The sequence below is a fragment of the Stutzerimonas stutzeri genome (assembly GCF_051028275.1).
Taxonomy (GTDB): Bacteria; Pseudomonadota; Gammaproteobacteria; order Pseudomonadales; family Pseudomonadaceae; genus Stutzerimonas; species Stutzerimonas stutzeri_AS.
Genome location: NZ_CP069269.1, coordinates 3,497,798 through 3,512,915 on the forward strand (window position 1 = coordinate 3,497,798; position 15,118 = coordinate 3,512,915).

The 15,118-nt window shown below is 56.7% G+C and carries 14 protein-coding genes; 9 read left to right on the forward strand and 5 right to left on the reverse strand.

Translation table 11 applies throughout. The features are described from left to right. Positions 1–34: 34 nt before the first annotated feature. Positions 35–1,534 (reverse strand): catalase KatB, encoded by a 1,500-nt coding sequence (katB, locus tag JQR87_RS16225; RefSeq protein WP_407297667.1) that lies wholly within the window; start codon positions 1,532–1,534, stop codon positions 35–37. Between the two features lie 229 nt (positions 1,535–1,763). After that, complete coding sequence (locus tag JQR87_RS16230) at positions 1,764–2,444, reverse strand: c-type cytochrome (RefSeq protein WP_407295153.1); 681 nt, start codon at positions 2,442–2,444, stop codon at positions 1,764–1,766. Positions 2,445–2,716: 272 nt separating this feature from the next. Here JQR87_RS16230 and JQR87_RS16235 point away from each other — a divergent pair, with 272 nt between their 5' ends. Both JQR87_RS16235 and JQR87_RS16240 read left to right on the forward strand, forming a co-directional pair. After that, positions 2,717–3,199, forward strand: coding sequence for an acyl-CoA thioesterase (locus JQR87_RS16235; RefSeq protein ID WP_407295151.1), 483 nt, complete (start codon positions 2,717–2,719; stop codon positions 3,197–3,199). A 147-nt stretch (positions 3,200–3,346) separates the two neighbouring features. Beyond that, positions 3,347–3,688, forward strand: coding sequence for a zinc ribbon domain-containing protein YjdM (locus tag JQR87_RS16240; protein WP_407295148.1), 342 nt, complete (start codon positions 3,347–3,349; stop codon positions 3,686–3,688). 163 nt (positions 3,689–3,851) lie between these two features. Here JQR87_RS16240 and speA read toward each other — a convergent pair whose 3' ends face one another. From speA to thiO, 3 genes are all read right to left on the reverse strand, one after another. Further along, on the reverse strand, positions 3,852–5,765 hold the full coding sequence (speA, locus tag JQR87_RS16245; RefSeq protein WP_407295146.1) for an arginine decarboxylase: 1,914 nt from the start codon (positions 5,763–5,765) through the stop codon (positions 3,852–3,854). A 121-nt stretch (positions 5,766–5,886) separates the two neighbouring features. Next, the gene (locus JQR87_RS16250; RefSeq protein WP_407295143.1) at positions 5,887–6,258 is read right to left on the reverse strand and encodes a translation initiation factor Sui1; all 372 of its coding nucleotides are present in this window, start codon (positions 6,256–6,258) and stop codon (positions 5,887–5,889) included. Positions 6,259–6,506: 248 nt separating this feature from the next. Continuing rightward, entirely contained in the window at positions 6,507–7,601 is a 1,095-nt protein-coding gene (gene thiO, locus JQR87_RS16255) for a glycine oxidase ThiO (RefSeq protein WP_407295141.1), read from the reverse strand. 155 nt (positions 7,602–7,756) lie between these two features. Here thiO and JQR87_RS16260 point away from each other — a divergent pair, with 155 nt between their 5' ends. Genes JQR87_RS16260 through JQR87_RS16290 form a run of 7 tightly spaced genes read left to right on the forward strand, consistent with a single transcriptional unit; the run spans position 7,757 to position 15,100 of the window. After that, positions 7,757–8,254: a GspH/FimT family protein gene (locus JQR87_RS16260; RefSeq protein WP_407295138.1), complete on the forward strand. Its 498-nt coding sequence runs from the start codon at positions 7,757–7,759 to the stop codon at positions 8,252–8,254. A 26-nt stretch (positions 8,255–8,280) separates the two neighbouring features. Beyond that, positions 8,281–8,913, forward strand: a complete 633-nt coding sequence (locus tag JQR87_RS16265; protein ID WP_407295137.1) for a GspH/FimT family pseudopilin — start codon at positions 8,281–8,283, stop codon at positions 8,911–8,913. 11 nt (positions 8,914–8,924) lie between these two features. Beyond that, positions 8,925–9,476: a type IV pilus modification protein PilV gene (gene pilV, locus JQR87_RS16270; protein ID WP_407295134.1), complete on the forward strand. Its 552-nt coding sequence runs from the start codon at positions 8,925–8,927 to the stop codon at positions 9,474–9,476. Continuing rightward, the gene (locus JQR87_RS16275; protein ID WP_407295131.1) at positions 9,473–10,324 is read left to right on the forward strand and encodes a PilW family protein; all 852 of its coding nucleotides are present in this window, start codon (positions 9,473–9,475) and stop codon (positions 10,322–10,324) included. Before pilV ends, JQR87_RS16275 begins: the two co-directional genes overlap by 4 nt. Next, positions 10,321–10,926 (forward strand): PilX N-terminal domain-containing pilus assembly protein, encoded by a 606-nt coding sequence (locus tag JQR87_RS16280; protein WP_407295129.1) that lies wholly within the window; start codon positions 10,321–10,323, stop codon positions 10,924–10,926. The genes JQR87_RS16275 and JQR87_RS16280 overlap by 4 nt, the downstream gene beginning before the upstream one ends. An 11-nt stretch (positions 10,927–10,937) precedes the next feature. Beyond that, positions 10,938–14,669 (forward strand): pilus assembly protein, encoded by a 3,732-nt coding sequence (locus tag JQR87_RS16285; protein WP_407295127.1) that lies wholly within the window; start codon positions 10,938–10,940, stop codon positions 14,667–14,669. Between the two features lie 14 nt (positions 14,670–14,683). Beyond that, on the forward strand, positions 14,684–15,100 hold the full coding sequence (locus JQR87_RS16290; protein WP_407295124.1) for a type IV pilin protein: 417 nt from the start codon (positions 14,684–14,686) through the stop codon (positions 15,098–15,100). Positions 15,101–15,118: the final 18 nt, after the last annotated feature.

Consider the following 15,118-nt stretch of genomic DNA (forward strand, 5'->3'; position numbering starts at 1 on the left):
GTATCGCCATGCGTGGCGGCGATTGGATGCTGAATCAGTCCTGCAGGTTGGCGGCGAGCGCCTTGACCCGCTTGAGGTCGGACTTGGCCACCTTCGTCAGGCCTTCGCCGTACTCGGCATCCGCCTTGTAGAAGTAGGAGAGCAACAGATAGCGCGCTTCCTCGTCAGCCTTGGCCAACTCGCCGCCCAATGTGTTGATCAGGTCCTTCTGGTCCTTCTTGCTGAACGAGCGATACAGCTCACCGGTCTGCTTGAAGTTCTGCTCCCGGTAGATCGGCGCCTGCTGCGTGGTGCCGGTCAGTGCCGTCTTGCTGTACAGAGCCCGCGGGGTTTCCTCGCGGTTTTCGCGGCGGCTCGGCTGGTAGTTGACACTGGTCGTGGTGTGCCCGCTGTTCAACTGGCCGTCCTGGTTGCCGTTGTTGACAGCGACTTTCGGACGGTTGATCGGCAGGCTCATGCCATTGGCACCGACGCGGTACATCTGGGTATCGGCATAGGAGAACAGACGGCCCTGCAGCAAACGGTCTTCGGACGGCTCGATGCCAGGCACCAGGTTGGCCGGGGCCATGGCGACCTGCTCGGTTTCCTGGAAGACGTTGTCCGGATTCTTGTTAAGCACCATCTGGCCAATCTTGCGCTCCGGCACGTCAGGCCAGATCTTAGTGGCGTCCAGCGGATCGAAGTCGAACTTGGCAAGGTCTTCCGGCTTGAGCACCTGAATGTAGAGGTCCCACTTCGGGTAGTCGCCTCGGTCGATGGCCGCAACCAGGTCGCTGGTCATGTGGCTATAGTCCTTGCCTTGCACCGCCTCGACCTCCTTTGGATCGAGGTTCTTCACACCTTGAAGGCTCTTCCAGTGAAACTTCACGTAGTGGACGTCGCCCTGATCGTTGATCAGCTTGTAGGCGTGCACGCCGTTGCCGTCCATCATCCGGTAGCTGGCCGGAGTGCCCTGGTTCGAGTAGAGCAACGTCAGCGTACGGGTGGCTTCAGGATGGTGAGAAAGGAAGTCGAAACGACGCGTGTCGTCATCCAGATTGGTGCGCGGATCCGGCTTGAACGAGTGCACCATGTCCGGGAACTTGATGGCGTCGCGGATGAAGAATGTCGGGAAGTTGTTGCCGACTAGATCCCAGTTGCCATCCGCTGTGTAGAACTTGGTTGCGAATCCACGTGGGTCACGCAGCGTCTCGGGCGAATGCAGGCCATGAACCACTGCCGAGAAGCGAACGAAAACCGGCGTCGTGCTGCCCTTCTCGAATACCTTTGCCAACGAGAGATCGGAGATATCGTCGGTAGCGGTGAATTCACCGTGGGCGCCGGTGCCGCGTGCATGCACCACGCGCTCGGGCACACGCTCACGTCCGAATCGCTGCAGTTTCTGCAGCAGTTGAACGTCCTGCAGAAGAGTCGAGCCGTTGGGGCCGGCGGTCTGCGAGTTCTGGTTGTTGCCGACCGGTGCGCCGTTGTCTCGCGTCAGCGGGTCCGCATGAGCAGAAAGCGACAGCACGCTTGCGGCAATCACACCGAGCATAAGTCGCGAAGGCGAAGAGCCAAGCAGGTTTCGATACATCGTCACGTCCTTTTCTAGTTTTGAGTTGCGTTGCGCAACGCAGGCGAAGACTAAAAGGACGGGCTCTGGCGCCCCAATTGAATAAGCGAAGCGGCCCGATAGGGAGATTCTGGTTGTCTCAGGCGATGAACAAGGTCACGCGCGCTACTGCACGGCAGCGCGTACCATCAACGGAAACGTCGCGACAAGCTCAGCGGCCTTTGAATCCAAGCAGTCGCGCGGCGGCCTGCTGTTCCTGCCGTTCGCTCAGCTGCAGTTGCGACAGGTATGCCGCAAGCGCTTCTATGTCCGCCTCTGACAGCGTGGAGGCGACGCCAATCATCACGGAGCCGGCCCGGCTTGGATCATTGGTCCGGAAACGGTTCAGTGCCTTGCGAATGTATTCCTCTGGCTGGCCCGCGAGGCGGGGCATGGTTTCCTTCCCTTCAGCATGGTTGCCATGGCACGCGGTACAGGTGCGCTGGAACAGCGAACCGCCCTGCTGAACCAGCACCGCATCCGGCATGACCTCGACAGGCTCGACCTTCTGCTGACTGAAGTAAACGGCAATGTTGACTCGGTCTTCGAGCGTCAGGCTCTTGGCCAGCTTCGACATCACAAAATCGATGCGCTCGCCCTCGGCAAACTTCTCGAAGGAATGAAACAGATAAACAGGATTCTGTGCGGCCAGGTTGGGAATGTGTGGCCGCTTGCTGTTTCCGTTTTCACCATGGCAATAACCACAAAACAGTGCTCGTTCCTGACCGGAAGCGTACGCCTGTTGGCGAAGCGCCGGATTCTCCATAACGTGCTGAAAGCGAGCCATCGCCTCCTCGTTGGCGTGGGCAAAAGGACTGAGACAGCTGAGCAGAAGGAGACTGTATAAACGCATGTGAAGTCCGGCACGTATTGATGTGGGGCATGAACGACAGCCACCGGACTATAAGGAAATAAATCGTTGCGATACTGGCGCAGGTCAATAAAGGCTCAAGCCGACGCTCAATGCGATTCAATCCGTGCAGATCTTCGCAACAGGTAGACGCTGCGCGCTATTGCCACATTGACCTATGTGAAAAATTGCCGATCAAAGCCGCTTTACAGGCACACAGCCACCTCATATTAGACTAAAGTAGCGGCCCTTTTTGCCAGCACGAGCCGCGCAACATGTTAGATGCACATGCCGAACTGACCATGACCGTACTGATGACGCCTGACAAGGCCAATTTTTCCGGTAACGTACATGGCGGCACGCTGCTGAAATACCTTGATGAAGTGGCCTACGCCTGCGCCAGCCGCTACGCCGGTCAATATGTCGTAACGCTGTCAGTCGACCAGGTGAACTTCCGCCAACCGATTCATGTAGGCGAGCTGGTGACCTTCCTCGCCTCGGTCAACTACACGGGCACCACCTCGATGGAAATCGGCATCAAGGTGATCACTGAAGACATCAGACAGAAAACCGTCCGCCATACCAACAGCTGCTTTTTCACGATGGTCGCGGTCGGCGAAGACGGGCGCCCGGCCGCCGTTCCATCGCTGCAACCGCAGACTCCAGACCAGAAGCGTCGCTTTGCCCAAGCCCAGCAACGTCGCCAGATTCGTCAGGAGCTGGAACAGCGTTACCGCGCAATCAAGGACGACCACTAGGTTATCCCGTGGCTCTGCTGTCGCCGCTACAGCGGAGCCACAATTCTATCATTCGCTGCTGCCCGGTCCATAACGCCGCCGCTCCCGCCCCGCGATCAGAAAAACCCTATACAATCCGCGGCTTTTCCTGATCTTCGAGGATTCGCCGTGAGCGCTCTGCCACCCTGCCCCCAATGCAACTCTGAATACACCTATGAGGATGGCCAAATGCTGGTCTGTCCGGAGTGTGCTCACGAGTGGTCGGCCAACGCCGCGGAGTCGTTCTCCGACGCTGAAAAGGTAATCAAGGATTCAGCTGGCAACACCTTGCAGGATGGCGACACCGTCACCGTGATCAAGGATCTCAAGGTCAAAGGCTCCTCCCTGGTGGTCAAGGTTGGAACCAAGGTCAAGAACATCCGCCTGGTCGATGGCGATCACGACATTGACTGCAAGATCGACGGCATCGGCGCGATGAAGCTGAAGTCCGAGTTCGTCAGGAAGGTTTGACAATAGGTTTCATCGAGGCCTAGCGATACGTTGCCGCCTTGTAGGAGCAAGCTTGCTCGCGAAACCAGCCTCGCCAAGCGTCGCCAGCCAGCTGGCTTCTACAAGAAGCGGGACCGTTCGCCCTCACGCCCCTGCGTGCGGACGAACGCCGCTCTAGCCAATCTCAAGGCGTGAGATAGGACGACCGCGTCAATCCCAATCGCAGCGCATCGATGTACTGGGTACGCTCTTTAGCGCTTAGTCGTGCGCTGGAGACCTTGTCACGGTAATAGGTCATCAGCTCCTCCGGAGACAGGTGCACGTAGCGCAGCATGTCCTCGATCGTGTCGTGGGTCTCGATGCCGGCGTGGTAGAAGCAGCCATCTTCTCGCTGATAAACGTTCACCGAGTCGGTGTCACCAAACAGGTTGTGCATGTCGCCAAGGATTTCCTGATAGGCACCCACCAGGAAGACGCCGAGGAAGTACTCCTCCCCCGCCTGGATGTCGTGCACCGGCATGCTGTTCTCGATGCTCTGCTCGTCAACGTAGTGTTTGATCTTGCCATCGGAGTCGCAGGTCAAATCTTGCAGCACGGCGCGTCGCACAGGCTCTTCGCTCAGGCGCTGCAGCGGCACGATCGGGAGAATCTGGTCGATTGCCCAGGTATCCGGAAGACTCTGGAACACTGAAAAATTGCAGATGTATTTGTCCGCGAGTTTGTCGTTGAGCTCGTCGAGCACCGCGCGGTGCGAGCGCTGCCGCGCCTTGAGTTGGTTGTACAGTCGGCGGCAGATGGCGAAATAGCTCTGCTCGGCCAGCGCCTTTTGTGCCAGCGACAGCTTGCCGGACGCATACTGTGCTGCCGCCTCGCTCATGTAATGGGTGGCACGCCAATAGGTTTCGGTCACCATTTCGGGATCGGATGGGCCAAGCAGATCGGCCAGCGTCTGAACGATCTCCGGTAGCTCATCGTAGTTCTCGATGGTGGGCGCTTCGTCGTTGTGCCGTTCGAAGTCGGTCACCTGCATCACCAGCACAGCGTGGTGCGCAGTCATGGCACGGCCACTTTCCGAGAAGATGTGCGGGTGCGGCAACTCCTGCCGGTCGCAGAACTCCTTGAGCATGCCAACCACGGTTCCTGCGTACTCATCGATGTCGTAGTTGATCGAGCTGGCATTGCGCGAGTGGGTGCCGTCGTAGTCAACGCCCAGGCCTCCGCCCACGTCGATGTGATCAACAGGCAAACCAAGCGCGCGCAGCTCGGCGTAGTAACGGATGGCTTCGCGGAAGCCGTCGCGGTAATCCGCCAGGTTGGCAATCTGCGACCCCATGTGGAAGTGCAAAAGCCGCACGCCCTGTTCAACGCCTGCAGCCCGGAAACGATCGATGACGGTCAAAAGCTGTGCAGCGGAGAGACCGAATTTGGACTTCTCTCCCCCCGTGTCTGCCCACTTGCTCGATGCCAGCGAGGACAAACGCACGCGCAGGCCGACCTGGGGAACGATCTTCAGCTCTGCTGCTTCCTCGATTACCAGGCCAACTTCCGACATCTTCTCGATGACGATAAACACATTGTGGCCGAGCTTCTGTCCCATGAGCGCCAGACGGATAAATTCGCGATCCTTGTAGCCGTTACAAACAATGGTGCCGCCCTTTGGGGCCAACGCCAGCACGGCCATCAGTTCGGGCTTAGAGCCAGCTTCAAGGCCGATCGCAACGTTCTGTGTGGCAATGATGTTCTCGACCACCGCTTCCTGCTGATTGACCTTGATCGGGTACAGCGCTGTGTAGGTGCTCTGGTATTCGAGGCGCTCGATGTTCGCATCGAAAGCTCCAGTCAACCGACGCACACGGTCCTGCAGGATGCCCGGAAAGCGCACCAGCAGCGGCAAGGTCAGACCCGCATCACGCAACTGCTCGATCAAGCTGGTGAACTCTATGGCCTCCCCGTTTGGACCCTGCGGACGCACTTCCACCTGTCCATCGTCGTTGATCGAAAAATAACCAGCACCCCAGTGGCGGATGCCATAGACGCTACGGCTGTCCGCTGCGGTCCACTGGCTGCCGTCGTCTTTACGTGTGCGTCGTACAGGCATTCAAGCCTCCTGAAAAGTGGATGGTTCTGCCGGAAGGAAAGCACGACAGATAAAAGCTATTTGAGTTGGACAGCCAATAGCGGAAGAAATAAGCGCAGAGTACGGAAACAGCAGAGATCAGTCAGCCACCCGACTTCTTTGCCTTGAATCCACGCTTGGTCAGCTCATCAATGAGCAGTTGAACATGGTCACCCTGAATTTCGATGACACCATCCTTGAGAGCCCCACCTGTACCGCAGCGCCGCTTCAGCGCGCTGGCCAACTCCTTGAGCTCGGCCTCGGCAAGCGGCACGCCAGCGATAGTCGTCACGGTTTTTCCACCGCGCCCTTTGCTCTCCCGGCGCACACGAGCGATGCCGTCACCCTCAGGAATAGCCGATTGCTTGCAGACGCACGCGTCGAGCGGTTGACTGCAATCGGGGCAATGACGCCCCGCATCGGTTGAAAAGACCAGGCCGCCAAGGCCGGAAAGGGACGTGGATTTCTTGGCCACACGCAACCTCTTGAGTAAAGAACCGGCGCGGCTAGGCCGAGCGCCGCAAAGCTGCGCAATTTAACAGCAAAACAGCCGCATACGTAGGTCTTCCGCCCGACTCTGTGACGAATGCTAACCGCGGCTTGATGTTCCTGCGGGCCAGCGAGGCGGCAGCTTATTATTAGAGCTCAGCCTCCATGCACAACGTCACGCACATAGACCGTCCGCAACCAAACGTGTTGGCCAAGCCAATCGATACGACTGTCTCAGAGGCGGCCGGCCGGCGCGTAAGGCTCGGGATCGATACACGGCTTACGATCCAGCATGAGATCAACAAGCAGTTGGCACGAAGCAGGCGCAAGGACAAGGCCGTTTCGGAAGTGCCCGCAGTTGACCCACAGCCCGTCATGCCCTGGCACCGGCCCGATATAGGGGACGCCTTCGGGCGAAGCGGGACGCAACCCTGCCCAATGTTTGACGACTTCGGCATCGGCTAAACCGGGCAACAGATCGACAGCAGTCGCTTTCAAGCTTTCGAGCGCATCTTCGGTTGGCGTCTTGTCGAAACCGACGTCCTCCAGCGTACTGCCCACCAAAATATGGCCGTCCCGCCGCGGGATCGCATAACGCCGCTTGGCCAGAACCATACTCGGCAGAAAGTCCTCGGCGCACTTGAACAGGATCATCTGACCTTTCATAGGTTTGACCGGCAACTCGAGCCCGAGCGTGGCGAGCAAATGGCCGCTCCAGGCCCCCGCCGCAACCAGCACCCGCTCGGCGCGCATCTCGCCCTGTGCGGATTGCACACCAACGATACGCGTTCTCTCACGAACAAAACCGCTGACCGGGCAATGCTCGACGATCCGCACATTTGGTAGTTTCAGCAGTGCAGCACGCAGCGCTTGCAGTAGACGCGGGTTGCGCACGTTGGCAACGCCCGGCATGTAAACCGCGCTCGAGAAACCTTCACCGAGCGAAGGAACAGCCGCGCGCACCTGCTGGATATCAACACGATGCAGCGGCCGACCGTGGCGCTGCGCCCAGGCTAACGCCTGCTCCTCGTCTTCCAGGTCGAGCCAGTACAACCCGGTCTCGTGCACTTCCGGATCGACCCCGCTTTGCTGCTTCAACGCTTCGCCAAGCTTGGGATAGTAGTTCTGCGACCAGTGAGCCAACGCGCTGATCGAGGCGCTATATCGCCAAGGATAAAGTGGAGAAACGATGCCCCCACCGGCCCACGACGCCTCAGCACCGGTCACGGATGTCTCGAGCAACGTCACGGAACATCCCTCCGCAGCCAGCCCATACGCAGACAGCAAGCCGATAACACCGCCACCCACCACAATCGTCTGTTGCTTCACTCCGCCTCCAGCACTCAAGTTCACAATTCCAGGCATTCAGCCTTGGCCTCGCCGTCACGCTGGCCTAAAAAGACCGCTTATCCAGCTTGATGGTTGGATGAGGTGAACGGCACCGCCAGGAAGGCGGAAGATGATACGTGCAAAGGACCTGCACCATGCCCGACAAGGATCAAGGCTTTACGCTCATCGAACTGTTAATCACGCTTGCGCTTCTGGCTATCGTTGCCAATACCGCAGTACCCGCTCTTGAAGATCTCATCGTGAGGAACCGCCAGCAAGCGCTCATGGAACAGCTACAAGTCGTCCTGCATAACGCTCGTACTGAGGCAGTTTTGCAACGTCGCACACTCGAGATATGCGGCAGCAACGATGGACGAACTTGCTCTGCCAATTGGTCGGATGGCTGGCTCGTTCGCACCGCCGATAACCAATTGCTGCAGCTCACTCAATTAAGCTCCAACGACGGGCTTCGATGGCAAGGCTTCCAAGAGCGCATTCGCTTTCGTGACAACGGGACCAGCCCTACCGGCAATGGGCGCTTCTACCAGTGCCACAAACAAACGGTGACCTGGCAACTGATTCTCAGTCGCCAAGGTCGGCTTCGGCGAGGATCCTTGGCGGAAAACAGTAAGGCAAATCTGTGCGCCCCGTGAAGTTGAGCTGAGCACCGACACGAATCATGGCCCTGATCACACTGCCCACTCGCTACAAGGCGGATAATCCGACCGTTCATCCCCGCGGATATGCCAGCGATCTTCAACTTCAAGACTTAGCGGCAACGCATTTGCATCATCCGCTCACGATTCTCCTGGAGTACATCATGTCACGCCGAACCGACATGCAAGGATTCACGCTGGTCGAGCTAATGATCACCCTAGTTTTACTTGGGATATTGGTAGGCATCGCCGTCCCCAGCTTTAGCACTTTGATCAGCAACAATCGGGTGCAAAGCAAAGCAGAAGAGCTACTGCTTTTCCTGCAATACGCACGCGGACAAGCTGTACTTAACCGACACACATACGAAGTGCAACTCAAGAGCGATGCGCCGTGGGAAATCATCAAAGCAGGGAGCGACGACAGCGACCGAATCTTGGAGCATAACCCCGACCACGCCGAAATCCGCAGTTCAGCGCTGAGCGATGACAAGCTTGTCTACCGCCCCAACGGCACCGCTACAACAGCCAAGTTTACCGTATGCCGAGAATCCGACCCTTCCACCGGCTATTTGCTCGAAGTGCAAGCTAGCGGCGGCGTCGTTCTCTATCCGCGAGGTACGAAAGACGGGGCTGTTTTGGACAGCTGCACACCATGAGAAAGAATCCAATGAAGAACAGCAAAGGCTTCAGCCTGATTGAGGTACTCGTAGCCCTATTGTTAACCACCATCGGTGTACTCGGCATGGTGGCACTGCAAGGACGCAGCATTCAATACACCCAGGACTCTGTACAGCGCAACACAGCCATCGTCCTGGCCGGTGACTTGATCGAGATCGTTAGAGCGCACCCGAAGGAGCTTTTCAAAACATCCCCCCCTCAATTCCCCATGAACAGCGGGTTAAAAGACACCTCGATGTTCTACAAAGCCGCTGGGGATGACTTCGCGGACCGCGAAAGCTGCGTAGCAAGTCCGACCCGGATTGCACAAACAGCAAAAGAATTGCGCGACTGCTGGGCGGACAGGGTTGAGGCGTTATTGCCAGGCGGGACTGAACTGTTAGACAGCGACGCGTATATCTGCCGCAGTTCTAAACCAAATGTTTGCGACGGCAAAGGCTCAATGCTCGAGATTCGCTTGGCTTGGCAAGTTCGCGAAGGCTCGTGCCTCGACTCGGAAAATTCCGACGTTTGCAGTTATACAGTTCGGGTAGAACCATGAACCACACTAAACATCAACTTGGCTTATCCATGGTAGAACTGCTTATAGCATTAGCCATCAGCAGTTTTCTTATCCTCGGCATTACGCAGGTCTATATCGATAACAAGCGTAACTATGTCTACCAACAGAATCAGGCCGGGAACGTAGAAAACAGTCGTTTCGCCGCCCTGGTCATCAACGACTACCTGAGCAAAGCCGGTTATCGCCGCACACCATCAGCATTGCTGGACACCGTGTTCCCCAGCCGCCCGGCTAGCGGTGGATGCCTCGCCTTCAATGCGGGGCATGCCGCCACCGGACTCGACCCCAGTGAAGGGGTCGGATTTTGCATCCGCTACCAGCCCCAGACCAGCAGCGAACTAGACTGTCAAGGCTCTGCAAGTGCCGTTGAATACGATGAGGCCTTCCCCTCGTCCCCGCCCAATGCCGACGACCTGACCGTCCTAGCGTTCAAATACGAACCTAGTAGCGACGACAAGCTGCAGGACGGCCGGCTCCTGTGCAAAAGCCTCAATGCAACAAGCCCACGCTACGGAGAAGTATTACGTGGCATCGCAGACATGCGGCTGGACTTCGGCGTCGGCAAAACGGATTTGCTTGAAAAAGAAGTCACCACCTTCGTCCAGCAAGCGGATTGGACACCCACCACTGGCGCAATTCGCAGTGTGCGCTATGCCCTGCTGCTAGCCAGCCGTGCGGGGCAGCGCGATAGCGATGATTCCAAGGTTTTAACCGACTGGTTGGCAAAAACCTCAGCAGATGCGCAAACCCGACTGAGGGAAGCAGATAACAAGCGCATCTATCAGGTGGCCGGAGCCACGCAAACAATCAGGAATATCATGCCATGACGTTCAATTCCCGCAACTCACAGCGCGGCGCGGTGCTTCTAGTATCCCTCGTGATGCTTCTGGTGATAACTGTACTGGCGGTCAGCAGCATGCGTGGCGTGACGCTCGAATCGCGGATCACGGCCAACCGCGCGAATGACATGAAAACGCAGAACATCGCAGACGCAGCGTTACGTGAAGCTGAATTTCGTTTTTACGGCCCCGGCAATCTGGCCGACAAGCTTGAAGCCAAAGCAGAGAATTGCTTAGCGGCGAACACGCTGAAGACAAACGGAATAAATAGCCCTTGCCTGCTTGAAATCCAGACAGATCGCCTTCTGGCCTTCGTGGACCAGCCACAGCAGGCCAGCGCGGAGGATCTTCTGACCGCCTCGAGCATGTGGATGCCATATCGCGGTACAGACGCCGCCGCCCCAACTGAGGCCAACGCTCACTACAACAGCATCCTTGCAGATGTAGCCGGCAATGCTGCCGTTAATGCTGAGTACGGCGGGCGCGGCGAGGGTAGTGGCACCTATTTCTATCTCAACAATGGCAGAACCGGCGACGACCTCTATCTGCAGTCAACCCACGCCAACATCTACCTCGGCCTTAACAATTGAGAGCTGACATCATGTCCCGTTTTCGACCTTATGCCGGCATCAAAGCGCTCTCGTTCGCTACTTTCGGCGTCGCCCTGCTTAGCGCATCCAACAGCTTTGCAGCTGTATCACAGACCCCTTTGAGCCTTACTGTTGGCGTCCCTCCGAATATGGCGCTCACGCTTGACGACTCAGGCAGTATGCGCTGGGCCTTTGCCCCCGATAATATCAACGGATTGCATGCCACCCGACGGGCTAAATCGAGCGATTTCAATCCCCTCTATTTCAACCCAAATATCAGCTATGACGCACCAATCGTATTCGACACGAGCGGTACAGAACAGCAGCTTTCTACCAGTTATAGCGCTGCTTTACTGAACGGCTATAAAAGTACATACGGCGCCATCGACCTGCGCAGTGACTACAAAGTCACCTGGACCTATGATCTGCTTAGCACCCAGGCAACGTCGTACGGCTACAGCAACACCAGTAATCGTCTTGGCGCAAACCCTTCCGGCGATTTCCCGTCTTGTTATGTAACCTCCCTAAGCGTGGGGCAAAGCAAGACATGTACGAGCGCAGGCCGTACTGTAACTATAACCCGCACAGCCAACACTGGAAGCCAGCGAAACCCCACCATAAACTGCACAGCGACTACTAACGGCTGGGCGAACGGAACCTGTTCGTATGACAGTAACAGCGGACACTATACCGGCACTTGGTCAACGGCTGGAGTGCCGGCTTATTACTATACCTATGACGCTACCCTGGCCAGCAACTGCAGCAAGGCCAACGACAACTGCTACCGTCTGAACTTTGTCAGCGAGGCTCAGCAGCAAAATTTCGCTAACTGGTACTCTTTCTATCGCAACCGCGCCCTGGCTACCATTTCTGCGGCGGCGCTGGCGTTCTATGACCTCTCGCCCTCGGTTCGCCTGACTTGGCAAGGGCTTGGTAACTGCAAAAGCTTCACAGGCACCGATACGGCGAATTGCTACAGCAACTCGCTTAAAGATTACTCGCCGACACACAAGGGGCAACTCTACGCGTGGTTGCAAAACATCAACTTCAACCAGGGCACACCGTTACCCGCCGCGTTGAAACGTGCCGGTGAGTTCTTTACCACCGCCACGCCTTGGCAGAAGAATCCCAACGGCAGCGGCAACACCGCGCAGAATACCTATGCCTGTCGCGCCAGCTACCACATCATGATGACTGATGGCATGTGGAACGCCACCACCGACATGCCCAGCAATTTCCGTCACGATGCAGCGAGCTTCACCCTGCCTGACGGCCGGGCTTATGATAAACGTAGTCCATATTTCGACAGCACGAGTGAAACGCTGGCCGACCTCGCCATGCACTACTGGGCTACCGACCTAAACCCAAATCTGGCTAACGATTTACCGGCGTACATACCCTTCAAAAGCGGCGATACGACTGCGGACTACTGGGACCCTCGCAACGATCCGGCGACTTGGCAGCATATGACGAACTTCGTCATGGGCCTGGGCCTGACGGAGTCACTTAACAAAGCCGACGTGCCATGGGCGGGCAGCACCTTTGCTGGTACTGGCTATAACAATCTGCTGTCCGGTGCCGTCAACTGGCCGCCAGCTGCCAGTAGCGGCGCTAACAACGCCAACAATGTTTACGACCTTTGGCACGCTGCCATCAACTCACGCGGCGAGTTCTTTAGTGTCGACAGCCCTGAAGCAATGGTTCAGGCCTTCGATGACATCCTGTCGCGCATTGCTGATCGAAAATCCACAGCCGCCCGGCCTGCCATCAACTCCGGCCAGGTCAGTACCGACGAAAATAACAACGGCACCGTCAAGACTGTCTCATACCAGACGTCCTACGCCAGCGACGACAACTGGTCTGGCGACGTCAAGCGATTTGAAAAAGCCTGGAACTCAGAGACTAATGCTTTCGAAACGTCTGAAATGTGGAGCGCCAAGAGTAAAGTACCTGGCTGGCGGAATCGCACCATAAAAATAGCAGGCGGCACGGACGATACCGGTTTGACAGACTTCGTTTGGCAAAACGCCGGATCCCTTAGCAGTGCCGGCACACTTGCCAACCTACTTAGCCGCGACCCGGAGAACAGCAATCTACCCGATAATAAAGGGGAGCAGCGTCTCGAGTACCTACGTGGCAACCGCAGCGGTGAGAACTCTACGTTCCGGCAACGTAGCAGCGTTCTCGGTGATTTCTATTCGTCTAGCCCTGCTGTTGTATCCGGGCCACGCTACCTCATTAACTACAGCGACCGGTTAGAAGGGAACAAAGCATATACAAAATTCGCCGGCGATATCGCCAATCGTACGCCGCGCGTCTATGTCGGCGGTAACGACGGCATGCTGCACGGCTTTAACGCATTGACGGGTGTCGAAGAGTTCGCGTTTATTCCCAGCGCTGTTTTAGCCAAGCTCAATAAACTGACAGGTACCAACTACAGTCATGAGTTTTATGTCGATGGCAGCCCGGTCGTAGCGGACGTCTACGACGGCAGGGATTGGCGCACGATCCTGGTCGGCACCTTGAAAGCCGGTGGCAAATCTATTTTCGCACTAGATATCACCGAACCAGGACGCGAGAAACTCCTATGGGAGTTCGACGACAGCAGCCTGCAGGATGACGCTGCAGTTAAGATGGGCTTCAGCTTTTCCCAGCCGACCATAGCGCGCCTGCATACTGGCAAATGGGCTGTTGTGTTTGGCAACGGCTACGAGAGTCCTAACAATACAAATGGCAAGGCAGCCCTATTTATCGTCGACGCCATGGAAGGGACGCTGCTTACCAGCTTAGAAGTCCAAGGCGCCGAAGGTGTGGCGAATGGTCTATCGACCCCGAAGCTCGCTGATTACAACGCTGATGGCGTAGCGGACTACGCTTATGCGGGAGACCTTCAAGGTAACTTATGGCGTTTTGATTTGTTGCGCAATAATCGCAGTGACTCAACTCCATTCACAACCGAAGACGATGGCGAGAGCGCAATCGGAGACTTTGAGGTGGGCTTTGGGGGCCAACCCCTTTTCAGTGCAGTAGCCAACAACGGCACAACCCGTCAGCCTATTACCTCAGCGCCAAGTCTAGTACTGCATCCCAGCGGATTCGGCTATTTGATAGTGTTCGGTACCGGAAAGTTTTTTGAAACGGGCGACAAGGAAGGCGACAAGAGTATTGCCCAGACTGTATATGGTATCTGGGACCAACAAACGCTTGGTGAGGAAGCGATCAATCCGAATATCAGTCGTAGCAGTCTGCAGGAGCAGACAATCACGACACAGACGACGGTCGACGCCAATGGTACGACCCGCCAAGGTTTGGTGTTGAGCAGCAACAATGTCCGTTGGCAAAGTACCGAAACAGAGCCTGCTCAAAATGGTTGGTACTTGAACCTTCGTCAGAGCTTAGGCGAAATGGTAGTGGAGAATATGTCGCAGCTTGGGCGTACGATCTTTTTCCAATCGCTAGTCCCCAATGACGACCCTTGCGGCGATGGTGCAAACAATTGGACCTACGCCATCAATCCGTTCACCGGAGGCAGAACCGCTCATAACGCCTTTGACTACATACCGACCACAGACATCGGCACGACCAATGTTTCAGCAGTTCGCCAGGATGGCGAAGGTGGCGGCACACTTTCCCAAGACTCTGACGGAACCTACCAATACTGTACCGGACAGGAGTGCGTTAATGTCTACCCCGACCCCGCAAGCCTAGGCCGTCAGAGCTGGCGTCGAATTGAAGAGCATTGATAATGGAGCGATACATGCAGCGGGCTCAGCACGGCTTCACCCTGATTGAACTCATGATCGTCGTTGCAATCATCGGCATTTTGGCGGCGATTGCATACCCGAGCTACGATGAATACGTAAAACGAGGCAACCGCGCCGAAGGCCAGGCCCTTTTGAGCGATGCCTCCGCTCGGCAGGAGCGCTATTTTGGGCAGAACAACAGCTACGTGACTGCCGACGCCAACATCGCCAAGCTGGGTCTGAAGAGTGGCAACATGTCTGAAACGGGGAAATACGCCCTTTCCGTAGCGACTGAGGACGGCGACGGCGGTTACACCCTTACGGCAGAACAAAAGTTCGGCGACACCAAGTGCGGCAATCTCACGTTGAATGCGCTCGGAATCAAAGGGAATAGCGGCAGTGGCAAAACGGCTAGTGAGTGCTGGCGGTAAAAGTGGTCTGTGACTGCG